This window comes from Flavobacterium notoginsengisoli (assembly GCF_042686225.1).
In the GTDB taxonomy this organism is placed as follows: Bacteria; Bacteroidota; Bacteroidia; order Flavobacteriales; family Flavobacteriaceae; genus Flavobacterium; species Flavobacterium notoginsengisoli.
Map to the genome: position 1 here is coordinate 129,516 of NZ_JBHUOT010000013.1, position 23,039 is coordinate 152,554.

A 23,039-nucleotide genomic window follows, 5' to 3' on the forward strand; every position below is an offset into this window, starting at 1 on the left:
AAACTTAGTATCTTAGAATCTTAGTCTCTCAGAACCTTAAAAATGAAATTCCTAAAACTTATTAGATATAAAAACTTGTTAATGCTGGCTTTTATGCAGCTTCTTTTTCGTTATGCTTTTCTAAAACAGCAAGGTATTCCTCTTGCATTATCAGACTGGCAATACGGATTATTGGTTTTAAGTACCGTTTTGTTAGCCGCAGCGGGTTATGTTATAAATAATATTTATGATGTAGCGACTGACAGTATTAATAAACCTAATGATGTTGTGGTGGGAAAAGGAATAAGTGAGACGGCTGCCTATAATATTTATATTGCCTTAAATATTTCAGGAGTTGCAATTGGTTTTATTCTCTCAAATATTATTCTAAGACCTACTTTTGCTTCACTTTTTATTTTAATAGCAACGCTTTTATATTTTTATGCCACTACCTTAAAGCAAATTATGATTTTAGGAAATTTTGTTGTGGCATTACTACTTGCTGTAAGTGTATTAATAATTGGAGTTTTTGACATTTTTCCGGCTACAACGGCAGAAAATCAGGCACAAATGGCAAGTCTTTTTTCTATTTTAATTGACTACGCCCTATTTGCTTTTATGATTAATTTTATTCGAGAGATTGTAAAAGATATAGAAGATGTAAACGGGGATTATAATCAAGGAATGAATACTTTGCCCATTGCAATAGGTATAAACAGAGCTGCAAAAATCGTTTTAGGATTTACAGTAATTCCGTTTATTTTGTCTGCATTATACGTTAATGCTTATTTCATGGAAAACAAGCTTTACTTTGCTGTCTTATATGCCAGTGCAACAGTTTTAGCTCCGTTGTTATATTTTATAGTAAAAATTTTCGATGCAAAATCTCAGAAAGATTTTCATCATTTGAGTACTATTTTAAAGTTAATTTTATTCTTTGGAATCCTGTCAATATTGGTAATTGCCTTAAACATCAGATACAATGCTTAAAGAAAAACTAAAGAAATATAAAATCATTCTCGCTTCTGGTTCCCCTCGCAGACAGCAATTTTTTAAAGATTTGGATCTTGATTTTGAAATTCGTTTAAAAGATGTTGAAGAGATTTATCCCCCAGAATTAAAAGCTGTAGAAATAACAGATTATCTGGCAGAACTTAAAGCGAAAGCATTTGAAGGAGAATTAAAGGAGAATGAAATTTTAGTGACCAGCGACACCATTGTCTGGCATCAGAATAAAGCCTTGGGTAAACCTAAAAACGCGGAAGAAGCTTTTGCTATGATTAAATCGATGTCTGGAACCACTCATGAGGTAATTACTTCTGTTTGTTTTAAAACGAATCTGTCTTCTACCCTTTTGCATGATATCACCAAAGTGACATTCAACGATTTGTCAGACGAAGCTATTTTATATTATATCGAAAACTACAAACCTTATGATAAAGCCGGAGCTTATGGCATTCAGGAATGGTTTGGTTTTATGGCAGTTGCAAAAGTCGAAGGCTCTTATACTAATGTTATGGGACTTCCAACAGCAAAAGTCTACGATTTTTTGACTACATTAGTGTAAAAATTTTTATTTATGTTTTCTTTTAAAGAGTATAGCCGCGAGATATTAGTCACCATAATTCTCATTCTTGTATTAGTTGTACTTAGAATGGTAATTGCAAAATTAGTACGACGTTTTGCTGCTTCAAGTCAGTTGTTTGAACACCGTACCAATTTAGTTATCAAGTATATTAATATTTTAATGAATATCCTGGTAACAACAAGTCTAATCGTAATCTGGGGTGTACAGACTGAGGATATTTTCTTTACTATTTCTTCTATCGCAACTGTAATTGGAGTTGCCATGTTTGCTCAATGGTCTATATTAAGCAATGTTACTTCCGGAATGATTTTATTTTTCTCTTTTCCTTTTAGGATTGGAGATACAATAAAAATACATGATAAAGATTTTCCTATTGAGGCAGAAATCGAAGATATTAATACTTTTCATGTTAGTTTAAAAACCAAAGAAGGAGAAAAAATAATTTTCCCAAATAATTTACTGCTCCAAAAAGGAATTTCAATAATTCCCGCCAAATATGAAGAAAAAGAGTTTTTTGACTAAAATCTGAATGGGAATTTTATAACGCCGAAAAAAAAAGCTGGAACAAAATATGACAATTAAAGTGTAATATTTGTTTTATAAATTCAGCTTAATTCTAAAAAAAATGACTCGGCCTATAACTTTACCTTTTTATGCAAAACTTTCTTTTATACTGGTTACCTTAATTTGTTTTGCTTTTATTTTTTGTACCGGAAAAGATATTCTAACACCAGTTTTACTAGCATTTTTATTTGCTGTTTTACTGCTCCCTATATTTAGTTTTTTTAATACTAAACTTAAATTTCCAAGACATCTGGCAGCTATAGTTTGTCTGATCATTTTTCTTTCATTCATAGTCGGGATTTTAATCTTTATCTCCTATCAGGTGACATATATGGCCAATGATTTTGAAACAATAAAGAAAAATGCCAATTCTTTTATAATAGAAATTCATAAGTTTATTAGGGAAAATTTTCAGGTAAGTATTGGTGATCAGAAAAAATATCTGGACTCAGTCACTAAAGATTCGGTTAAAACCGGACAAGCAAAATTAGGATCCTTTATCATATCCGTGAGTGATGTTCTTCTGGACAGTATGATTATTATTGTGTATACATTCCTATTCTTAATTTACAAGGAACATTTTAAGTTGTTTTTAGCAAAATTAATTAAGAAAGAAAACCATCCTGCTTTAATGGATATACTTTCACGTATAAAAGTTTCGATAAATAATTACATTGTAAGCTTAATCATCGAAATGATTGTTGTTTCGGTTCTTACCAGTTTAGGATTATGGATTATTGGTATTAAATACTTTATCTTATTAGGATTAATCACGGGGATCTTAAATCTTATTCCTTACATCGGAATTACAATTGCCGGAATTATTACGGTTTTGGCTTCTTTAACGGGATCCGGAGAAACTTCCATCATTCTGGGAATCTTAATTGTAAACATTATTGTGCAGTTTATAGACAACAATCTTCTTGTACCATTAATCATTAATTCTAAAGTAGAAATCAATGCTTTTGTTTCTATTATGGGAATTATTGTAGGAGGGGCTGCGGCAGGAATTTCAGGAATGTTTTTAGCTATTCCGCTTTTAGCAATCTTAAAAATCATTTTTGACCGAATTGATTCTCTCGCACCCTGGGGTTATCTCATGGGAAATCATGTACCGAGGAAATTTACCTGGCGAAAAAGAAAAGTTACAACAGAAAATTAAAAAGAGCGTTATTTAGTAAAACCTGCTTTTTATTCCTTAAATTCATAAACAAAAAAATATTAGAAGAAAACTACCGAATGTCTTTAAATAAAAAAATACTGTTTTTTATTATGCTTTGCTTTTGTCTACAGAGCGGATTCTCTCAGGTAGATAAAACCAAAAAAGAACCTAAAACCAGAAAAGACAGTACGGAAATCTACACAAAAATTCGTAATTATTCTAAAAAAAACAAGTTTACGCAGACCATGCATAAACTATTTTTCAGGTCTAAAAAATCAAAGAAAAAGGAAGAATTACTTGTACCCATAGATTCAACTCATTATGATGGAAAAATCATCCGTAATATAAATATTATCACTTTAGATCCTTTTGGACATTCTGTTGCTGATACGACGCAGGTGCCTAAAAACTGGGGCGAAAGAACTGGAAACAGGCTTCATTTAAAAACAAAAAAAATAGCCATAAAGAATTTATTACTGTTCAGGAAAAACACACCTTATAATACCTATAAAGTGCTGGAAACAGAACGTTTAATACGTGCACAACGTTATGTAACAGCAGTTCGGATTTCCAATCAAACTGTTGGACAGACATCAGATTCAGTAGATATTACCATTCGTGTTTTAGATTCCTGGAGTACAATTCCCAGGTTTTCTATTTCAAGTAATCAGGTTTCTCTTGGTTTTAAAGAAAAAGATTTCTTTGGTTCCGGACAGCAGTTAGAATATCGATTTACCAATCGTTTTGATGACGGCCGCAATGCTAATGAAGTAACTTACACCGTTCCGAATATTAAAAATACTTATATCGGTACCGTTCTGCATTATAAAAAAGACTTAGATAATAATTATATCAAAAGTATTGATGTAGAAAGAGACTTCTACTCTCCATTAACAAAATGGGCAGGAGGTGTTTATGTAGATGAATATTACAGAAGAGATACTTTGCGTGCTCCGGATCTTTCGTATGCTTATCAGCCAGTGAAATATATCTCTCAGGATATTTGGGCTGGTCGAGCTTTTAAAGTATTTAAAGATGAGCATGAAGCTATAACAAATCTTGTTACTACAGCCAGATTTTTAAATGTCAACTATAGTGAATCACCGACTGAACTTTATGACCCAGACCATTTTTATTCTGATGAAAAATTAATTCTTAGTGGTATCGGATTGAATACCCGAAAATTTATTAAAGACAGTTATATCTTTCGAAACGGACAGACAGAAGACGTTCCGATAGGACGAATTTATGGAGTAACATTCGGTTATCAATACAAAAATACATTTTGGAGACCTTATGTCGGAGCACAGTTTTCATTTGGAAACTATTACCGATTAGGCTTTTTGAGTATGAATTTTGAGGCAGGAACTTTTTTTCATCAATCCAAAACTTATCGTACCGCATTTTTGTTTGAGTCTAATTATTTTACGAAATTATACAGTATAGGAACCTGGAAATTAAGACAATTCGTAAATCCAAAATTGGTTATTGGAATTAATCGTGATGATGTTATCGGCGATCAGTTGAATCTTAACGAACAAAATGGTATTGCCGGATTTAATACGGCATTATATGGAACAAGCAAAGCAGTATTATCACTTCAGACACAAACTTATTCGCCTCATGCTTTATGGGGATTTCGTTTAAATCCGTTTTTTAATTATTCTATTGCCGTTTTGGGAAGCCCGGATGTGGCCATGACTAAAAGTAAACCCTACTCTAAACTAACGATAGGACTGCTTGTAAGCAACGATTATTTGGTTTTTAGTTCATTTCAACTTTCATTGTCTTATTATCCAAGTATTCCATTACAGGGTGATAATGTATTTAAAACTAATACTTTTGAAACTACAGATTATGGAATGCAAAGTTTTGAACTTGCAAAACCAAGAGTGGTTGATTACAAATAATTTTTTTCTTTTTTTTGAAAAAAATATATTTTGGACAAAAAGCTTTAAAAACCAATAATTTAGACATTAAACAAATCTAAAAATATATCGACGAAATACATTTTTTACTAGACAAAATACATCTTTATTTTTTTTGGCACAGTATATGAATATCCCTAAACAAGATTAACATTAAAAAAATAAAAAAAGATGAAAACGATAAAATTAGCAATCGCCGGATTATTTCTAATGGTTGCAAACGCCACGCAAGCCCAGGTATCGATTAACGTAAATATTGGGAATCCACCAGCTTGGGGACCTGTAGGATATACTGAAATGGAATATTATTACCTTCCGGATATTGAAGCCTACTATGATGTACGTGCTGCACAGTTCATCTATTTTGGAAGAGGAAAATGGGTAAGAACGACTTACTTGCCAAGACAATATAGAAACTATGATTTATATGGTGGTTATAAGGTAGTTTTGACAGATTACCATGGTAGAACCCCTTACACCTATTTTGATCGTCATAAAGTGAAATATTACAGAGGCTATCACGGGGCACCTCAAAGACCTTACAAACCAAGACCTGTATATGGCTATAATGAGCGTAGAGATTACAAACGTTATGATAAACATGACAAGCACGACAAACACCGTGATAGACACGACGATCACCATCATCACGATGATCACGATCACGGACGCGGGAGAAGATAATACTAAATCACTAGTTTTCAGTAATCAAAGGGTATCAAATAATTGATACCCTTTTTTTTGCTTTTTTTGTTTTGATTTTTTTTCGAAACATTGTAACTTTAGTATAAATCATTATTAAACAGCTGTTTAAATTATCTAATTTTAAAAATTAACCTTTGTTTAATGTGATTATGATATATATTTGCACCGAATTTTTAAAACTCAAATCGAAATCTTATGAAAAAGAATGTTTATCTGCTTTCATTTTTAGCAATGTCCCTTTTAATAGGCTGCGACAACAGCGATGATAACAAAAACAACAATCAAGCGCTGGATAACATTACAATTACTTCTGATCAAAACACTTTAAACCAAAGGCTTGATTACACTAATTCAGGAGTAATTTCGATCGAAAATGGTTCTTTAACAGGTAAAACTGCTGAAAACACAGTAACCAATTTTCCGCTTGTTCAAATTGCAGAGGTGAAACCTCCGGTTGATGCTAACGGAAGAACCTTACAAGCCAGTCATGTTACAGTAAACGGAAATTATGCTTATGTTTCTTATATCACGAGAGGTGATGTTTATTCGGGAGCAATTGATGTTATTGATGTTACTGATCCTTACAAACCAAAATTGGTTACATCAGCTTTAATACCAAATACAGATATTACTTCTCTTACTTACACTAACGGAAACTTAATTATTGGAGCAGCAAAAGACATCGACAAAGATCCTTTGCTTAAAAATAATCCGGCTGTAGTTTACAACATGCCTTTAAGTTCTGGTCTTCTTACAGATAAAACTACTGCAAATTACTTAGAAAGCAGAGTTACAACAGATGTAGCGGCTAATACTAGTGATTATTATGCAGTGACAGGAGATAACGGAAGTTTGTTTAAAATGAGTGCTTCAACTAAGGCTGTAACCGGAAAAGTAGCTGTTGCAGATTTACGTTCTATCGCTTTAACTTCTGATAAAGTAGTTACTTTAAGCGGAACTAAAGGAGTTAATATTTACAACCAATCAACACTTGCTTTGCAAAAAAGCTTTACAACTTCTACAGATGTAAGTGGTGCAAAAAGAACAATAGATGTTGACGGAACAAAACTTTTAGTTTCTGAAGGTCCAAATGGTCTTGGTGTCTATGATATTAACAGCGGTTCAAAATTACAGACTATTGCAATTCCAACTGCAGCTGAAGATAATGTTACTAATGCAGTTTCTGTAAACGACGGCTATGCATTCCTTGCTAATGGAGCATTAGGATTAAATGTTTATCAGTCTGGAACACAACTTAGTTTATTAGGTTCTTTAGGAATTGCCGGTTCATCAAACTATGTGAAATCTAGCGGTAATTATATTTATGTTGCCAGCGGAACAGGCGGTTTAAAAATCATTAAGATGGAAAAACCAAGCACTACATTTGCAAGCTGTTCTTCATATCCGGTTTACAATCAAGGAAAAGATTTAATTTTAAATTCTAATGATATTAAATCATATCAAGGTGCAACTGCGATTAATTCTGCCATCATTAATTCTGGCGCTGTATTGACACACTGCGGTTCTATTGCAATTTTGAATAATTTAACTTTAAATAGCGGTGGTACTTTTAACATGAGAGGAAGTTTATCTCAAGGTAAATATCAACAATCAAACCCAACGCAATTAACTATTAACAGTAATGCAACACTACAAGTAGAAGGTTCTGTTGTAATTTGGGGAGATTTGCTATTAAACAGCGGTGCTAAAATTAATTTCAGTACTGGTTCTTCTATTACAATTTATGGAAAAGTTACTAAAAATAGTGGCGTAACCATTACAGGAAATTATACTGATACAGAAAACAAACTAAAATAATATCTGGTTTTATTTTTAAAGTCAAAATATAAAAGAGCCGTTAGAAAACATCTAGCGGCTCTTTTGTTTTTTATTCCTTCGTAATTAAGGTACAATTATTGTGCGTTAACATTTCATTTAAATAATCTTCCATAAAATAATTAGTATTTTTGGGACAATTCTAAAAACACCTAACTCTTATCATGCGAAAAATACAGGTTCAAATCTTTCTTTTATTTTTTCTGGGTTTTCAGATTTCGTTTGCACAACAGCCACAAAAACCAAATTCAGTTGAAATTTATAATCAAATAAAAAAATTAAACTTTTTAGGATCTGTTTTATATCTGGCAGCGCATCCCGATGATGAAAACACGAGAATGATTTCGTATTTGGCTAATGATATGAATGCGAGAACAGGTTATTTATCTTTAACTCGTGGAGATGGCGGACAGAATTTGATTGGATCACAATTGCGTGAATTATTAGGAGTTATAAGAACTCAGGAATTAATTGAAGCTCGAAAAATAGATGGAGGCGAGCAGTTTTTTTCACGAGCCAATGATTTTGGTTTCTCTAAAAATCCAGATGAAACTTTAGATATTTGGGACAAAGATAAAGTCTTGGCCGATGTAGTTTGGACCATCAGAAAATTTCAACCGGATATTATCATTAATAGATTTGATCATCGTTCACCGGGAACAACGCACGGACATCACACCTCTTCTGCTATGTTAAGTGTTGAAAGTTTTAAATTGACAAATGATCCTAAAGTTTATCCTGAACAGTTAAAATATGTAACGCCCTGGCAAGTAAAAAGACAGTTTTTTAATCCTTCCTGGTGGTTTTACGGAAGTCAGGAAAAATTTGATACTGCCAATAAATCAAAATTCACCAAGTTAGAGACTGGTGTTTATTACACCGGAATCGGAAAATCTAATCAGGAAATTGCTGCTTTGAGCAGAAGTCGTCATCAATCACAAGGATTTGGAAGTACAGGGGTTCGTGGTGATGAAACAGAGTATCTGGAACTTATTAACGGAGAAAGTCCGAAAGACCGTGATAATTTATTTGACGGAATTGACACCAGCTGGAACCGTGTTAAAAACGGAAAGCCAATTGGCGATTTAATTTCTACTATTATTTCAAATTATAATTTCAGCAAACCATCTGCAAGTATTCCGGATCTGGTTAAAGCTTATTCTATGATCCTGGCCTTAGAAGATACGCACTGGAAAACTATCAAAGCCGAGGCTATAAAAAATATTATTGCATCTTGTGCCGGTCTTTATCTTGAAGCTGTTTCAAATGAACAGGAAGCGACTCCGGAAAGTACTATAAAACTAACCCTTGAAGCAATTAACAGATGTGCTGTTGACATGCAGCTAATGAGCGTAACAACACTTCCTGATAATAAAACAACAGTTCAAAACAGTATTTTAAAAAACAATAACGATCAAAAGATTAATCTTCAATTACAGCTGCCAAACAACATCGAATACACACAGCCGTATTGGTTAAAAGAAAAAGCAACGGTTGGAATGTACACCGTTTCGAATCAGGAAATTATTGGTATTCCCGATATAATAAGAGATACAAAAGTTATATTCAATGTAAAAATAAACGATGTAGAAATTCCATTTGAAAGAACTGTTGTTTACAAATACAATGATGGTGTAAAAGGAGAAATGTATAATTTCCTTGATATTGTGCCTGAAGTTACCACTTCAATTTTAGAAAGAGTTCTGATTTTTAGAGATACTAAAAGCAAAATGATTTCGGTAAAAGTTCGTGCCGGAAAAGATGACGTAAAAGGAAATTTACAATTGGAACTACCAAAAAGCTGGAGTGTTTCGCCAAAAGAAATTCCGTTTACTTTAGATAAAAAAGGAAATGAACAAGTATTCTATTTTGAAATAACACCTCCTGTTAATCCGGAAGAAGTTACAGCTAAAAGTATTGCTGTAGTTGAGAATAAACGTTTTGATAAAGATCAGACGATTATTGATTTCAGCCATATTACGAAACAAATGGTTTTAAAACCGGCAGAGTCAAAATGTATTAGAATTGATTTAAAAACTTCCGGAGACGCTATTGCCTACATTATGGGTGCCGGCGACGAAGTTCCTGAAAGTTTAAAGCAAATGGGATACAAAGTTTCGATTTTAAAACCGGAAGAAATTACACCTGAAAAATTAGATTCATTTAGTACTGTAATCACAGGAATTCGTGCTTATAATACTGTGAATGCTTTGGCAAACAAGCAAAATATTCTTTTCAATTTTGTTAAAGGTGGTAAAAATATGATTGTCCAATACAATACAAACGGAAAACTTGTTACCGATAAAATCGCACCTTATCCGTTAAAATTATCAAATGATCGTGTAACAGAAGAAAATGCTAAAATTACTTTCCTAGCACCTAATCATCCAGTTTTAAATACACCAAATAAAATCAGTGAAAGAGATTTTGAAGGATGGACACAAGAACAAGGCTTATATTATCCAAATGAATATGACTCAGCCTTCACTCCTATTATTTCATCTCATGACAAAGGAGAATCGGCTAAAGATGGAGCATTATTAGTGGCTCCATATGGAAAAGGATATTATATTTACACTGGTTTGAGTTTCTTTAGAGAATTACCGGAGGGAGTTTCCGGAGCCTACAGATTATTATCAAACATAATTTCGTTGAAACAACCCATTGAAGCCCCAAAGCAAGACATAAAACAATAAAATATGGAAGCTAAGAAACAAAAAAAATGGAAGAAAAGCTACACCTATGTCTTGGTCGCTAATGCAATTTATATTGCTATTTTCTTTTTAATCATGCAATTATACTCATAACCTATGCAGCTATTTGACTGGATCGTACTTATTGTAACCTTACTATTTATCGTTGGATACGGCTCGTGGAAGACCAGAGGAAGTAAAAACGTTGAAGATTTTATCTTAGGAAACAACGAAACGCCTTGGTATACTGTAGGTCTTTCTGTTATGGCAACACAAGCCAGCGCGATAACCTTTTTATCTACACCAGGACAAGCTTACCACGACGGAATGGGTTTTGTGCAATTCTATTTCGGATTGCCAATTGCTATGATTGTCATTTGTCTGACATTTATTCCCCTTTATCACAAAAGTAAAGTCTTTACTGCTTACGAGTTTCTGGAAAAGAGATTTGATGTTAAGACACGTTCTCTTGCTGCTATTTTATTTTTGGTACAGAGAGGTTTAGGAACAGGATTAACTATTTATGCGCCAGCCATTATTTTGTCTGCACTTCTTGGATGGAATTTAACGATAATGAATATCATTATTGGGGTAATGGTTATTATTTATACTTTTTCAGGAGGTACAAAAGCTGTAAACGTAACGCAGAAACAACAGATGTTTGTCATTATGTCGGGGATGTTTATTACTTTCTTTTTGATTCTTCATTATCTGCCAAATGACATGACTTTTAATAGTGCACTTCATATTGCGGGGGCAAATGACAAAATGAATATTGTCGATTTTTCTTTTGACCCTGAAGAGAAATATACTATTTGGAGTGGTATCACCGGAGGTTTCTTTTTGGCACTCGCCTATTTTGGTACAGATCAATCTCAGGTTGGTCGTTATTTATCCGGAAAATCGGTTCGTGAAAGCCAGATGGGATTAATTATGAACGGACTATTAAAAGTTCCAATGCAATTCTTTATTCTTTTGACGGGAGTTATGGTTTTTGTTTTTTTTCAATTTAATCCCGTGCCGTTAAATTTTAATCCAAATAATAAAGTTGCGATCGAAAAATCAGCTTTTAAAGAAGAATATCATAATTTGGAAGAAAAATTAGTTAAACTTTCGGAGGACAAAAAAGTAATCAACTTACTGTATATCGACCAGTTAAACCAGGATTATGATAATCCGATTCTTCGTAAAGAACTTGTTGCACTGTCTAATAAAGAAAAAGATCTTAGAGAAAAAGCCAAAGAAATTATTTTAAAAGCCGACAGCAACTCTGAAACTAATGATAAAGATTATGTATTTTTTCACTTTATCTTAAATTATCTTCCCAAAGGACTTATTGGATTACTATTGGCCGTTATTCTTTCGGCAGCAATGTCTTCAACCGCTTCTGGATTGACAGCTTTAGCTTCTACAACGGCAATTGATATTTATAAACGAAATTTAAAAACAGAAAAATCGGAGAAGCATTATCTGAACGCTACAAAATTTTTCACTTTATTTTGGGGAATTATAGCCATTCTTTTTGCCTGCGTAGGAACTCTGTTTGAAAACTTAATTCAGTTGGTTAATATTATTGGTTCTATCTTTTACGGAACCGTTTTAGGAATATTCTTAGTCGCATTTTATACTAGAAGAGTTCAAGCTAAACCAATGTTTATAAGTGCAATTATAAGTCAGTTAACGATTTTTGTGATTTTTTATACTATGGTTTATAATCAGGAAAAATTAGGTTATTTATGGCTGAATTTTATTGGAGCAATTTTGACTATTATTTTGGCAGTTGTAATACAATTTTTATTCTTTAGAGGACAAAATGACCTAGCCACAATTGAATAATAATTCGATTTATAAATTTGATATTTTAGCAAATGACAAAAGAAGATTTTTTATTTCATTTACAAGGAGCAAGTTTTGTGACTCTTAAATTTGCTGAGCGCTACGTTAAAGATAAGTTAGTTACGGATTTTAAGTACAATGTAATTCTTACGGTTGCAAGTAATATTGATGGTTCAAATAAATTCGATATTTATCCTGAAGAAAATGACATTATAAAACTTGACTTAACAGAAATTGAAGTTGTTGATCTATTGTATAGAAACAATAAAATTCCGATTTGGATTGATATTAGTGTTTTGAAATCAAGTAGAAAAAGCACCACTTTTAATCTCTTATGTTCAGGAAAATATTCCAATGATAAAAATGATTATTACTATAATCAAAATGGTTCAGGTCCCTTTGGAGTTAAAAGTCCAAAGTTACCAATAAATTACAAAGAAGGTAACAAGATTAAATTAAGACCGTTTACTATTCGATCAATCTTCTCTAAATAATCCTGATACCCTAGCCCTGATGAAAGCGGCATCCTTTTGTGCTAGTCGCGATGGCTATCAGGAGCCACAAAAGATACCGCGCACAGAAGAAATTAGCTCCTGAAAAATACAGCAAAATATCTCAAATAATTCCCTTAGAATAGTATTTAAAAAAAGACTATTTTAGTCGTACGAAAAATAATCCTAAAAAAGATTAACCAAAAACAACCTTCAACCAAACCAAAAGTTGTAAATGAAAATATCTGACGATTTAGAAAAACTACTTCCTTTTGGCTATCTTTTTTTGATTCTAATGGGAATCCTAAAAGATAGTATTTATTACTACCAATTCGGAATCAACATTTTAAGATATTCAACAATCATGGATGTCTTAATTAGTCCAATTGCCGAATTCACTTCAAATCCTATAATCTTAGGTGCAATTATTCTACTCTTTATCATCCATTTTTATCTTCCAAAATTCTTAGCAAAAAATAAAGATAAAGTTTTTGTAAAAAGATCTTTTGAATTAAAATCAACCGATGAACTTTCAACCGAAGAAACTAAAAGCTATTACAATGGCATTGCCATAAAATCTCTTATTGTTTTCTTATTATCATTTTTTTTAGGCTACGGATTAGCAGGAGGCTATTTTAATACTAAAAAATTAAAAGAGAATAGATTGGAATATAGCTATCAATTGGATTTTAATGAAGGGGAATCTAAAAATGTTTTTATAATCGGAAATAACAGTCTCTATTATTTTTACTTTGTTAAAGGTGATAAAAAAGTAAAAATTACACCTTTGGCCTCTATAAAAAACATTGAGCTTATTGAAAATAAGATGATTGATTAGAGTTTTCGACTTTTTTAATTTCCCAAAAAAACATTGTTATGAAAGATTTAAAAAAATACAGCAACAAAACTAAAGCTGCTTTTATCCTATTGATAGTGATGCTTTTAATTTTATTGGGAAATTTCAACACACTTCAAAATTCTAAAAATGTAAATGACAACATCAATGCAATTTATAAAGATCGTTTAGTGGTTGCGCATTATATTTTTCAATATTCTAAACAACTTCATTTTATCAAAACCGAAGCTGAAAAACTGAATCTAAGCGATAACACAAAAAGAATTGAGATTATTCATACTTTAGACATTGTTCATAATATTGATGATTTGTATGCCAAGACGGTTTTAACAAATAAAGAAAAACAATACTTTGATGCTTTTTTAATTTCGTGTAAAGAAATCAATAACCAGGTCGAAAATAAAAACTGGACACAAATTATTGCTTCCAGCGAAGAAGCCTTAAAAACTTTAGAAAATTTATCTCAAATTCAAATTGAGGAAGGAAAAGCAAAATTGGCTGCAGCTAATGCGATGTACGGCAAAAATAACAGCATTGGACAATTGCAGATTGCTTTACTAATTATTTTGGGTGGTATTACTTTTTATTTGTTAATTATAAAGAAAATAAAAAGGACGGTAAAAATTCCTGAACCGCCCTCCTCAAATTAATTTATTACAATTTTCTATCTTCTTCTTTTATTGAAAGATCATTTATGCTGGCAAATCGTTTTTGCATTAGTCCATTTGCATCAAATTCCCAGTTTTCATTTCCATATGCTCTAAACCAGTTTCCGTCTAGATCCTGATATTCATATTCAAAACGAACTGCAATTCTATTCTCTGTATGCGCCCAATATTCTTTTTTGAGTTTATAATTTTTCTCTCTTTTCCATTTTTGCGATAAGAATTGTACAATTTCTTCTCTACCATTTACAAATTGATTTCTATTCCTCCACTCACTGTCAATCGTGTAGGCTTTTGAAACTCTTTCTGGATCCTGACTGTTCCAAGCATCTTCTGCTAATTGAATTTTCTCTAATGCAGTTTCATAAGAGAAAGGCGGTAATGGCAATTTCTGTTCCATGATTATAAAATTAAAGTTTGAATAATTTTCTTTGTTTGATAAATAAGCTGATTTGATTTAAAAAGTTGACTTTCTATAATACAACTCTCAAAAAGTAGATACACATGATCTGCCAAAAGATTATCATTTAAAATTTCACTAAAATAGGCTCGTAAATCACTTTTATGATTTTGAATCACTACCAAAATCTTTGTATTATCTGATTGAATTTCTGATAAAATATTCAGAAAACTGCAACCTCTAAAATTTTCATTTTTGTTCATATACAGTAAGAAATCAAAAGAGGCTAAAACTTTTAGCTTTATATCTTCTTCTTTGTTAGTAAATTTTTTCAATTCTTCAAACCAAAAAAAATGACGCTGATTTAAAAAGGCAACACACAAATCTTCTTTAGATTTAAAATGCTGATAAAAACTTGCTTTTGCCACTTTTGCCTCTTCAATAATTTGATTGATGCCCGTAGCATTATATCCTTGTATATGGAACAAACTAAATGTTTTTTCTAATATTCTTTCTTTGGGTAACATAACTGGAGAATTTATACCTGCAAATGTAAAACATTTATTAATAAGAACAGACAAGTCTGTCTATTTATTTAATAAAAAAAATTCCAAAACTCGAAAGCTTTGGAATTTGTTATTTTAGTATTGAAAAATTTAAAAACTTATCTGCTCCACTCAGCAATACTGTCTTTATTCAATTTTACGTAATCTGAATTGTTTGCAGCTTCGGCAGCAGCTAAAGATGCTTTAGCAGTTTCAATAGCTCCTTTTTTATCACCTTGTTTTGCCTGAATCAAAGATTTTAATCTTGAAACATAATAAGGTTTATCTGAACTCATATCTAGAGCTTTATCTACATAAGTTCTCGCCGTTTCGATATTTCCGTTTGCCTGAAACAAATATTGTGATGCTGCATAATAATCATTCCAAGTTGGACCAGCCAAAGCTTTATCGATACTTGCAGTAGCGATTTTTGCCGTAGGAACTTCAAACTTTAAAGCAACATGAGAGTTTTCCCAAGCCATTTCTAAATATCCAAAGTTAGGATCCAAACTATTGATTCCGATTGTAAATGTTTCCACAGGAGTTGGTAAAGCGTCTTCTTTTACAGTAGTTTTTAAAGCTACGTAAGCATCACTCCAATTTTCAGGTAATCCCCAGTTATCTGTAGAAAGGTAAAAAATAACATCCCAGCTTTCGATTCTAGGCACTGTGTAAATCGCGTATTTTCCTTTTTTTAATGTTTTTCCATCGATCACTACATCGTCACCAAAGTTGATAATTGTATTTTCGTTAGCTCCGGTTCTCCATAATTTTCCAAACGGAACTAAATTTCCGAAAACCGCTCTTCCTCTTGCTCCCGGACGTGAATATGTAACTTCAACATCAGTTAAACCAACGGTTTGTTTTATGTATCCTTTTGGACTTGCTTGTGGAGTTTTTACTTGTGCTTCTGATGCTAATGGCGCTAAGATCAGGGCTAATGCAATAAGTAGTTTTTTCATTCTTATGATTTTTTTGTTTTGTTCAAATTTACAAATTCAATTACCGAACAAATGTTAAATTTTATATAATTCAGGCTTTTAGCTGTGATATTTTTTCAGCATTTAATTCGTTAAAATGATCTATAACTAAGTCAGCTTCTGACAGATCCTGTAAATTAGAATGCTCACTTTTGTATCCGACACAATAAATTCCAGCCGATTTTGCTGCTTTTATTCCATTTGTACTATCCTCGATGATAATGCATTCTTCTTTTGGCGCAATAGACAACGATGCAGCATGATTAAATATTGCGGGATTTGGTTTGGATTGCGGAAAATCTTCTCCGCTCACAATATGCGTAAAGTATTGGTGAAGATTGAATCTTGTAAATACGCGATCAATAGTTACTTTAGATGCTGATGAAGCTAAGATTAATTGTATTCCGCTATGATACAAATCTTTAATTAAATCCTCTACTCCATCCAAAAGGTATAAATCTTCTTTTGTATCGAAAGCGTCATTAAAAATATTTCGCTTTCGCTGAATCAAATCCTCCACTTCCTGTTCTACAGACGGAAAATATCCTTTTAATGCCTGAAATGTATTTCGGGTCGAAAATCCGGTAAATGAAGTATACATTTCTTCCGGAACTTCTATATTTAATTCTGAAAATTGTAAATAATAAGCATAACGATGAACGGGTTCTGTATCTACAATTACACCGTCCATATCAAAAATTACTGTTTTAATCATTTTTTTTTAAGTTTCTAAGATGCTGAGACGCTAAGGTTTTGAGTTTTTCTTTTTGTTTGAATTTGTCAAACTTTATAACTTTAAAAAACTCGCTATAAGTCTACTAAGAAGAAATCTTAGCAACTTAGAGCCTTAGCCACTTAGCATCTTTATTTAGTCAACAAATGTCTAATTACTGTTTCTGCAGCATGTAAACCAAATAATCCCGGCATATAGCTGTTTGTTCCGTAAAAAGATTTTTTAAAGTTTTTTCCATCAGTTAATTTCAAGCTTTTTTCGTCCTGAATTTCAGATGAGAAAACTACTTTTAATTTATTGATTTTAGCTTCTTTTAAGCGTTTACGAATTGTTTTTGAAAAGTAACAGTTTATAGTTTTAGAAATATCTGTAACTTTTACTTTTGAAGCCAGCATTTTTCCGCCTGCTCCCATACTACTAATGATCTTTACTCTTTTGCGTTTAGCAGCAATAATCAAATTTAATTTTGGTGTAATACTGTCAATGCAATCTAAAACATAATCAAATTCAGGAGAGACAATCTCGAAAGCGCGTTCCGGAGAAAGAAATTCCTGTACTCTGGTAAGATTTAATTCCGGATTAATATCCATTAAACGATCTCCTACAATCTTAATTTTTGGCTGTCCAACCGTGGAATGTAAAGCGGGTAACTGTCTGTTGATATTGGTGATATCCACAACATCTCCATCCACAATTGTCATGTTTCCTACTCCGGCTCTTGCTAAAAATTCTGCTGCAAAAGATCCGACACCACCTAATCCTACAACTAAAACATTAGATTTTTGCAAATTTTCTAATCCTTCTTTCGTAAACAAAAGCTCAGCTCTTTCTGTCCATTCTGCCATATATTCTTAATTTTGTTTTTTTTTATTTGTTTAAAAATTTGTTTCAGGTTTTCGGTTTTCAACTTTTAAAAACACTTTTATAGTTACCTGAAATAATAGTATTTAACTTATTTATATTTAATTCTTTATATTTTGAAGCGACTTCATAAACCTGTTCAATTGTTTCCTCCATTGTATCCGTTTCCAAAAAGAAACGATCGTTTGGAATACTTTGAAAAACCTTTTCCAAATCAGGATTCTTTAAGAGATATTTTCCAAACGAAAGATAAAATCCTGCCGTGATCAACTGCTCAGCGACTTGCTTATTTTTCGAAAATCCATGAATAATCATTGGCACGGAGATTTTCAATCTTTTCTTTATTTCAATTACTTCCTGAAAAGCCGCTACACAATGTATAACAACAGGTTTTTTAAATTGTTCCGCTAAAGCTAATTGCTTTTCGAAAACAGAAATCTGCAGATCAAATGCAACCTCAATCCTTTTATCTAAGCCGCACTCTCCTATTGCTAAACAATTCTGAGTTTGTAATTTTTCTTCAATAATCTTCAAATCATCATCTATTCGGTTTTCCTCAATATACCAAGGATGAATTCCAATCGAATAAAATGGAATTGACTCATCAAAATCTTTTGGATATTGATTAACCAATTCTAAAATATTGGATTGATTACTAAATTGATGGGTATGAAAATTAAAATATTCCATTAATGAAAGGTCTTTACACCAGCTTTAATTTCAATTTTCAAATCATTTTCCAAAGGGACCAAAGGGCAGGAATACTTGTAATTATAAGCACAATAAGGGTTGTACGCCTGATTAAAATCGATTGCTATAGTATTTCCTTTTGGAATTTCTAAATCAATATAACGACCACCAATGTAACTTTGTTTTCCGGTTGTTAAATCTGAAAAAGGCAGAAAAAGATGGTTCTTGTATTTTTCCTGAACGATAAGTTCTAAACTCTGGTAAACAGCAAGCTGAAAAGGTTTTCCGTTTATTTTAAAATTTAAAGTTCCGTATTTTATATATTTTGGAGTACGGGTTCCTGAAGTTTTCATTTCAAAAACTTTTCCGCCTTTTGCTTTTACCAAAGTAGCATTAACAAAATAAGTCTCAGAAATAGGATAAAAATCTAAACTTTTAAAAGTCTTTAAATCTTCTGCCATTAACGGACTTGTCTTAGGATCAGCATATTCTGAATTCAGCTTCTTCTGAAATTTTTCGGCTTCACTCTTACTGAACTTTTTTTGGCTAAAGCCAATATTAAAAACCAACAATAAAAGCAGGACGTTTACAGTTCTCATCTTAGAAATTTTCTGCAAAAATAGTTCAAAAGTAACAAAACAACAACCACTTAACGAGACAAAGTTTCCTAACTTTGTGACGATAATCTATCAAATACAATGCTTAAAAACGCTTTTACCAATTACATCAACAACTTTAGAGGATTTACAAGAGAAGTTTGGATTCTGGCCACTATTACATTTATCAATCGTGCCGGAACAATGGTACTTCCATTTTTATCCAAATATCTTAAAGAAGATCTTCATTTTACGTATAATCAGGTTGGATGGATTATGGTTGCTTTTGGTTTCGGATCTATGCTTGGTTCCTGGCTCGGAGGTAAACTTTCGGACAAAATCGGGTTTTATAAAATCATGATTTTCAGCTTATTTACCAGCGGGGTATCACTCTTCTTTGTTCAGTACATTACAACATTTTGGGCGTTGTGTGCTGCTATGTTTGTTCTAATGACAATCGCAGATATGTTTAGACCGGCTATGTTTGTTTCGTTAGGAGCTTATGCGAAACCTGAAAACAGAACCCGCGCACTGACACTTGTTCGTCTTGCTGTAAATCTTGGTTTTGCCGCCGGACCTGCATTGGGTGGATTAATTATTATGGGAATGGGGTATTCAGGTCTTTTTTGGGTTGATGGTGCTTCCTGCATTATTTCGATTTCAATCTTTGCTCTATTGGTAAAAGAAAAGAAAAAAGCTGATCATGGTGATAAAACCGAAAGTGCCGTAGAAGTAAAATCTGTTTTTCATGATAAAATTTTCTGGGTTTTCTTATTTGTGAGTTTCATAACAGCAATGATTTTCTTCCAGCTATTCACTACTCTTCCTTTATATCATAATGAAAAATTTGGTCTGAGCGAATTCCAAACCGGATTATTAATGACTCTCAATGGACTTTTGATTTTTTCTTTGGAAATGCCAACAGTTGGATTTTTAGAAAGAAAAGCTTTTCCAAAGATTAGAATCATTATTATAGGCTCTTTTATTATGGCGTTGAGCTTCTTTTTATTACTTATTAATTTCTGGGCTGGAATATTGATAATCAGTATGATTTGTATTTCTATCGGAGAAGTATTAACCTTTCCTTTTTCTAATGCTTTTGCCTTAAGTCGCGCACCACGAGGACAGGAAGGTCGCTATATGGCTCTTTATACTATGAGTTTTAGTCTTGCTCATATTATTAGTTCTAAACTGGGCTTTGAAATTATAACTCGTTTTGGCTATCAAATTAACTGGCTTTTTATGGCTTGCATTGGAGTAATTGCAACTGGATGCTGTATATGGATTAAAAATGCATTGGTAACCCAGAAAACTCTTTAATAAAAACTTTAACTTCTTAATCTATTACTATTCAATTTATTACAATTAAATTTGAATAGCATTTTTGTACCTAAAAGCGAAATCAAACTTAATTTTTAGTTAAATAACTATTTTTATAGTTGTGTAACTAAAAAAATAGTTGTAGGTTTGAATTAAAATTAGAGAAGATGCAGAAGTTAACCAACAAAGAAGAAGAAATCATGATGATTTTATGGAAGCTTAAAAAAGCTTTTGTGAAAGAAATTCAAGCAGAAATAACCGAAGATCAGCCACATTACAATACTTTATCAACTATTGTGCGTAATCTGGAAGAAAAAGGATATGTAGGGCATAATGCCTTTGGAAACACACATCAATACTTTCCTGTTATCAAAATTGAAGACTACAGAAAAGGATTTATGAAAACAGCAATTGACAATTACTTTAATAGTTCTTATAAAAGTATGGTTTCATTTTTTGCTAAAGAAGAAAAAATTTCAGCTGACGAACTACGTGAAATTTTATCAATGATCGAGAATAAGGACGAAGAAAAATAATTTTTATGGAAGCAATTTTTGTATATATCGCCAAATCAGCAGTTTTAATGCTTTTGTTTTATTGCGCTTACTTTTTTCTGCTTCGCAAAGAAACATTTTTTAACAGCAACAGATGGTTCTTGCTATCAGGCTTGATTGTCTCATCAATTTTGCCATTATTAAGTTATACAAAGATTGTGTGGACTGATGCAACTCAAAACTTAAATACGAACATTGAATCGGCTTTATTATCTATTCCGGAAAAACAAAATTCAGACATCAATTGGAATTATGTGATTCTGGCATTTTACGGAATTGGCCTTCTAATTTTTCTTTTAAAATTGGCAATTGATTTTTACAGCTTAAATGCTATCATAAAAGGAAAAAAAGTAAAACAGCAAGCAGATTTTAAATTCATAGATACTCAGGAAAACATTGCGCCTTTCTCCTATTTTGAGTATATCGTTTACAACTCATCATTGTACACAGCTACAGAATTAGAGAATATTATCGAACACGAAAAAGTTCACAGCGATCAAAACCATACTATAGATGTATTATTTTCAAGGTTTTACAGCATCATCTTCTGGTTTAACCCAATAGTTTGGCTTTATAAAAAAGCAATTACTCAAAATCTGGAATTTATAGCAGATAAAGAAGCTTCTAAAAAACTAGCAGACAAAAAAGTGTATCAATACACACTTTTAAAAATAACAACGCATGAAAACTGCGTTGCCATTACCAATCATTTTTATCAATCATTAATCAAAAAACGAATCGTCATGTTAAACAAAAATCAATCAAAAAAGAGGAATTCATGGAAGTATTATGTTGTAATTCCTGCATTGGCAGCCTTTGTTTTATTATTTCAAATTGAAGTAATTGCCAAAGAGAGACCACAAATTGTAAATGAAAATGAATCAAACATTAAATCTGTAGATGTTTATAAAATTCGTAAAAACTCAACAGATGCAGAATTGAACGAAATCAAAAATAATTTACAAAAGAATCATAACATAAAATTTGAAGCTTCTGATGTTAGGAGAAATTCTTCTGATGAATTAACGTCAATTGTAGTTGATATTAAAAAAGGAAAGCAGCGCGCAAAATCGGTACAATCTTCAGATAAAGCTATAAATGAATTTGGAGTTCTTGTTATCACTTATAAAAATGGTGATAAAAAAATCGGAATTCAAACAATAAATGATTCAAATAAGGAATCAAAAGTTGCAACAAGTAAGGACATTACAGCTGTGAATGCAAATACTGATAAAAAAAATGATACTAATTTATCATCTTCAGATTCACAAATTATCATCACTAACAATCCAAACTCTAAAACCAATACCAATGTTAACATTAATTCTTTTACTAGTACAAAAACTAACAGTGATACTAATTCAAATATTAGCACTGTTGTAACTACAGATTCAGACAGCAAAACAAGTACTAAAATAACTATTGTTGGAGAGAAAGGTAATATTGCGTTTGCAAGCCCTGCAAAAAAAAATAAAGCAGAAGGGACTCCGCTAGTCATTATCGATGGAGAAGAAATGCCTGCTAATTATGACCTAAAAAGAATTGATTCAAAGCATATTGAAATGATTAATATTTATAAAGGAGAAGATGCCATTAGTAGATATGGTGAAAAAGGTTCTAATGGGGTAATTGAAATTGAACTCAAAGCAGGAGACAAACACAATAAATAGTAATAAAACATTCAAAATGCAAAAACTAACCAATAAAGAAGAAGAAATCATGCATATTTTATGGAAGCTCAAAAAAGCTTTTGTAAAAGAGATTCAAGCAGAGATTTTAGAAGATCAGCCGCATTACAATACTTTGTCTACCATAGTTCGTAATCTGGAAGAGAAAGGTTATGTTGCGCACAATGCTTTTGGTAATACGCATCAATATTATCCGGCAGTGAGTATAGAAGAGTACCGAAAAGGTTTTATGAGTACTGCTATTGACAATTATTTTAATAGCTCTTACAAAAGTATGGTTTCATTTTTCGCTAAAGAAGAAAAAATTTCTGCAGACGAATTACGAGAAATCTTAGATATGATCGAAAATCCAAAAAAAGGTAAATAATC

At 32.0% G+C, this 23,039-nt stretch carries 23 protein-coding genes; 16 read left to right on the plus strand and 7 right to left on the minus strand.

What is annotated here, in order from left to right; translation table 11 throughout:
• The first annotated feature begins 42 nt into the window (after nt 1-42).
• From ACFS3A_RS23670 to ACFS3A_RS23725, 12 genes are all read left to right on the plus strand, one after another.
• The gene (locus ACFS3A_RS23670; protein ID WP_379828033.1) at nt 43-969 is read left to right on the plus strand and encodes a geranylgeranylglycerol-phosphate geranylgeranyltransferase; all 927 of its coding nucleotides are present in this window, start codon (nt 43-45) and stop codon (nt 967-969) included.
• Nucleotides 962-1,546 (plus strand): Maf-like protein, encoded by a 585-nt coding sequence (locus ACFS3A_RS23675; protein ID WP_379828034.1) that lies wholly within the window; start codon nt 962-964, stop codon nt 1,544-1,546. The genes ACFS3A_RS23670 and ACFS3A_RS23675 overlap by 8 nt, the downstream gene beginning before the upstream one ends.
• Before the next feature lie 12 nt (nt 1,547-1,558).
• Complete coding sequence (locus ACFS3A_RS23680; RefSeq protein WP_379828035.1) at nt 1,559-2,089, plus strand: mechanosensitive ion channel domain-containing protein; 531 nt, start codon at nt 1,559-1,561, stop codon at nt 2,087-2,089.
• Nucleotides 2,090-2,192: 103 nt separating this feature from the next.
• Nucleotides 2,193-3,293, plus strand: coding sequence for an AI-2E family transporter (locus ACFS3A_RS23685; RefSeq protein WP_379828036.1), 1,101 nt, complete (start codon nt 2,193-2,195; stop codon nt 3,291-3,293).
• Between the two features lie 77 nt (nt 3,294-3,370).
• The gene (locus tag ACFS3A_RS23690; RefSeq protein WP_379828037.1) at nt 3,371-5,203 is read left to right on the plus strand and encodes a hypothetical protein; all 1,833 of its coding nucleotides are present in this window, start codon (nt 3,371-3,373) and stop codon (nt 5,201-5,203) included.
• A 189-nt stretch (nt 5,204-5,392) separates the two neighbouring features.
• Nucleotides 5,393-5,905, plus strand: a complete 513-nt coding sequence (locus tag ACFS3A_RS23695) for a hypothetical protein (protein WP_379828038.1) — start codon at nt 5,393-5,395, stop codon at nt 5,903-5,905.
• A gap of 216 nt (nt 5,906-6,121) precedes the next feature.
• On the plus strand, nt 6,122-7,744 hold the full coding sequence (locus ACFS3A_RS23700; protein ID WP_379828039.1) for a hypothetical protein: 1,623 nt from the start codon (nt 6,122-6,124) through the stop codon (nt 7,742-7,744).
• Nucleotides 7,745-7,926: 182 nt separating this feature from the next.
• Nucleotides 7,927-10,458, plus strand: a complete 2,532-nt coding sequence (locus ACFS3A_RS23705) for a PIG-L family deacetylase (protein WP_379828040.1) — start codon at nt 7,927-7,929, stop codon at nt 10,456-10,458.
• 114 nt (nt 10,459-10,572) lie between these two features.
• Nucleotides 10,573-12,291, plus strand: coding sequence for a sodium:solute symporter (locus tag ACFS3A_RS23710; RefSeq protein WP_379828041.1), 1,719 nt, complete (start codon nt 10,573-10,575; stop codon nt 12,289-12,291).
• A 32-nt stretch (nt 12,292-12,323) separates the two neighbouring features.
• Nucleotides 12,324-12,785, plus strand: coding sequence for a hypothetical protein (locus ACFS3A_RS23715; RefSeq protein WP_379828042.1), 462 nt, complete (start codon nt 12,324-12,326; stop codon nt 12,783-12,785).
• A 232-nt stretch (nt 12,786-13,017) separates the two neighbouring features.
• A complete protein-coding gene (locus ACFS3A_RS23720) occupies nt 13,018-13,620 on the plus strand; it encodes a hypothetical protein (protein WP_379828043.1) in 603 nt (200 codons plus the stop codon).
• A gap of 38 nt (nt 13,621-13,658) precedes the next feature.
• Nucleotides 13,659-14,288, plus strand: a complete 630-nt coding sequence (locus tag ACFS3A_RS23725; RefSeq protein WP_379828044.1) for a hypothetical protein — start codon at nt 13,659-13,661, stop codon at nt 14,286-14,288.
• A 4-nt stretch (nt 14,289-14,292) separates the two neighbouring features.
• Here the strand turns inward: ACFS3A_RS23725 and ACFS3A_RS23730 are convergent, their stop codons facing one another.
• The 7 genes from ACFS3A_RS23730 to ACFS3A_RS23760 all read right to left on the minus strand — a co-directional run bounded on the left by ACFS3A_RS23730 (nt 14,293) and on the right by ACFS3A_RS23760 (nt 19,111).
• Entirely contained in the window at nt 14,293-14,703 is a 411-nt protein-coding gene (locus ACFS3A_RS23730) for a DUF1348 family protein (protein WP_379828045.1), read from the minus strand.
• A 2-nt stretch (nt 14,704-14,705) separates the two neighbouring features.
• Nucleotides 14,706-15,230, minus strand: a complete 525-nt coding sequence (locus ACFS3A_RS23735; RefSeq protein WP_379828046.1) for a TetR/AcrR family transcriptional regulator — start codon at nt 15,228-15,230, stop codon at nt 14,706-14,708.
• 137 nt (nt 15,231-15,367) lie between these two features.
• Nucleotides 15,368-16,210, minus strand: a complete 843-nt coding sequence (locus ACFS3A_RS23740; protein ID WP_379828047.1) for a DUF2911 domain-containing protein — start codon at nt 16,208-16,210, stop codon at nt 15,368-15,370.
• Nucleotides 16,211-16,280: 70 nt separating this feature from the next.
• Entirely contained in the window at nt 16,281-16,943 is a 663-nt protein-coding gene (locus ACFS3A_RS23745) for an HAD family hydrolase (RefSeq protein WP_379828048.1), read from the minus strand.
• A 149-nt stretch (nt 16,944-17,092) separates the two neighbouring features.
• On the minus strand, nt 17,093-17,806 hold the full coding sequence (locus ACFS3A_RS23750; protein WP_379828049.1) for a tRNA threonylcarbamoyladenosine dehydratase: 714 nt from the start codon (nt 17,804-17,806) through the stop codon (nt 17,093-17,095).
• Nucleotides 17,807-17,864: 58 nt separating this feature from the next.
• Nucleotides 17,865-18,512, minus strand: coding sequence for a TatD family hydrolase (locus ACFS3A_RS23755; RefSeq protein WP_379828050.1), 648 nt, complete (start codon nt 18,510-18,512; stop codon nt 17,865-17,867).
• The gene (locus ACFS3A_RS23760; RefSeq protein ID WP_379828051.1) at nt 18,512-19,111 is read right to left on the minus strand and encodes a DUF1684 domain-containing protein; all 600 of its coding nucleotides are present in this window, start codon (nt 19,109-19,111) and stop codon (nt 18,512-18,514) included. The genes ACFS3A_RS23755 and ACFS3A_RS23760 overlap by 1 nt, the downstream gene beginning before the upstream one ends.
• 99 nt (nt 19,112-19,210) lie before the next feature.
• On the opposite strand from ACFS3A_RS23760, the gene ACFS3A_RS23765 reads away from it, so the two are divergent.
• From ACFS3A_RS23765 to ACFS3A_RS23780, 4 genes are all read left to right on the plus strand, one after another.
• Entirely contained in the window at nt 19,211-20,428 is a 1,218-nt protein-coding gene (locus ACFS3A_RS23765; protein WP_379828052.1) for an MDR family MFS transporter, read from the plus strand.
• Nucleotides 20,429-20,595: 167 nt separating this feature from the next.
• Nucleotides 20,596-20,964 carry a BlaI/MecI/CopY family transcriptional regulator gene (locus tag ACFS3A_RS23770; RefSeq protein ID WP_379828053.1) on the plus strand — a complete coding sequence of 123 codons (369 nt, stop codon included), beginning with the start codon at nt 20,596-20,598 and terminating at the stop codon, nt 20,962-20,964.
• A 5-nt stretch (nt 20,965-20,969) separates the two neighbouring features.
• Nucleotides 20,970-22,652 (plus strand): M56 family metallopeptidase, encoded by a 1,683-nt coding sequence (locus tag ACFS3A_RS23775; RefSeq protein ID WP_379828054.1) that lies wholly within the window; start codon nt 20,970-20,972, stop codon nt 22,650-22,652.
• 16 nt (nt 22,653-22,668) lie between these two features.
• Nucleotides 22,669-23,037 carry a BlaI/MecI/CopY family transcriptional regulator gene (locus ACFS3A_RS23780; RefSeq protein ID WP_379828055.1) on the plus strand — a complete coding sequence of 123 codons (369 nt, stop codon included), beginning with the start codon at nt 22,669-22,671 and terminating at the stop codon, nt 23,035-23,037.
• The last annotated feature ends 2 nt before the right edge of the window (nt 23,038-23,039 follow it).

Excerpts from the sequence above, each read along its gene's own strand:
- ACFS3A_RS23745 (WP_379828048.1), bottom strand. The coding sequence starts at position 16,943 with ATGATTAAAACAGTAATTTTTGATATGGACGGTGTAATTGTAGATACA.
- ACFS3A_RS23770 (WP_379828053.1), top strand. The coding sequence starts at position 20,596 with ATGCAGAAGTTAACCAACAAAGAAGAAGAAATCATGATGATTTTATGG.
- ACFS3A_RS23720 (WP_379828043.1), top strand. The coding sequence starts at position 13,018 with ATGAAAATATCTGACGATTTAGAAAAACTACTTCCTTTTGGCTATCTT.
- ACFS3A_RS23760 (WP_379828051.1), bottom strand. The coding sequence starts at position 19,111 with ATGAGAACTGTAAACGTCCTGCTTTTATTGTTGGTTTTTAATATTGGC.
- ACFS3A_RS23705 (WP_379828040.1), top strand. The coding sequence starts at position 7,927 with ATGCGAAAAATACAGGTTCAAATCTTTCTTTTATTTTTTCTGGGTTTT.
- ACFS3A_RS23765 (WP_379828052.1), top strand. The coding sequence starts at position 19,211 with ATGCTTAAAAACGCTTTTACCAATTACATCAACAACTTTAGAGGATTT.
- ACFS3A_RS23695 (WP_379828038.1), top strand. The coding sequence starts at position 5,393 with ATGAAAACGATAAAATTAGCAATCGCCGGATTATTTCTAATGGTTGCA.
- ACFS3A_RS23725 (WP_379828044.1), top strand. The coding sequence starts at position 13,659 with ATGAAAGATTTAAAAAAATACAGCAACAAAACTAAAGCTGCTTTTATC.
- ACFS3A_RS23750 (WP_379828049.1), bottom strand. The coding sequence starts at position 17,806 with ATGGCAGAATGGACAGAAAGAGCTGAGCTTTTGTTTACGAAAGAAGGA.
- ACFS3A_RS23715 (WP_379828042.1), top strand. The coding sequence starts at position 12,324 with ATGACAAAAGAAGATTTTTTATTTCATTTACAAGGAGCAAGTTTTGTG.
- ACFS3A_RS23740 (WP_379828047.1), bottom strand. The coding sequence starts at position 16,210 with ATGAAAAAACTACTTATTGCATTAGCCCTGATCTTAGCGCCATTAGCA.
- ACFS3A_RS23735 (WP_379828046.1), bottom strand. The coding sequence starts at position 15,230 with ATGTTACCCAAAGAAAGAATATTAGAAAAAACATTTAGTTTGTTCCAT.
- ACFS3A_RS23730 (WP_379828045.1), bottom strand. The coding sequence starts at position 14,703 with ATGGAACAGAAATTGCCATTACCGCCTTTCTCTTATGAAACTGCATTA.
- ACFS3A_RS23685 (WP_379828036.1), top strand. The coding sequence starts at position 2,193 with ATGACTCGGCCTATAACTTTACCTTTTTATGCAAAACTTTCTTTTATA.
- ACFS3A_RS23680 (WP_379828035.1), top strand. The coding sequence starts at position 1,559 with ATGTTTTCTTTTAAAGAGTATAGCCGCGAGATATTAGTCACCATAATT.
- ACFS3A_RS23675 (WP_379828034.1), top strand. The coding sequence starts at position 962 with ATGCTTAAAGAAAAACTAAAGAAATATAAAATCATTCTCGCTTCTGGT.
- ACFS3A_RS23755 (WP_379828050.1), bottom strand. The coding sequence starts at position 18,512 with ATGGAATATTTTAATTTTCATACCCATCAATTTAGTAATCAATCCAAT.
- ACFS3A_RS23670 (WP_379828033.1), top strand. The coding sequence starts at position 43 with ATGAAATTCCTAAAACTTATTAGATATAAAAACTTGTTAATGCTGGCT.
- ACFS3A_RS23710 (WP_379828041.1), top strand. The coding sequence starts at position 10,573 with ATGCAGCTATTTGACTGGATCGTACTTATTGTAACCTTACTATTTATC.
- ACFS3A_RS23780 (WP_379828055.1), top strand. The coding sequence starts at position 22,669 with ATGCAAAAACTAACCAATAAAGAAGAAGAAATCATGCATATTTTATGG.
- ACFS3A_RS23775 (WP_379828054.1), top strand. The coding sequence starts at position 20,970 with ATGGAAGCAATTTTTGTATATATCGCCAAATCAGCAGTTTTAATGCTT.
- ACFS3A_RS23690 (WP_379828037.1), top strand. The coding sequence starts at position 3,371 with ATGTCTTTAAATAAAAAAATACTGTTTTTTATTATGCTTTGCTTTTGT.
- ACFS3A_RS23700 (WP_379828039.1), top strand. The coding sequence starts at position 6,122 with ATGAAAAAGAATGTTTATCTGCTTTCATTTTTAGCAATGTCCCTTTTA.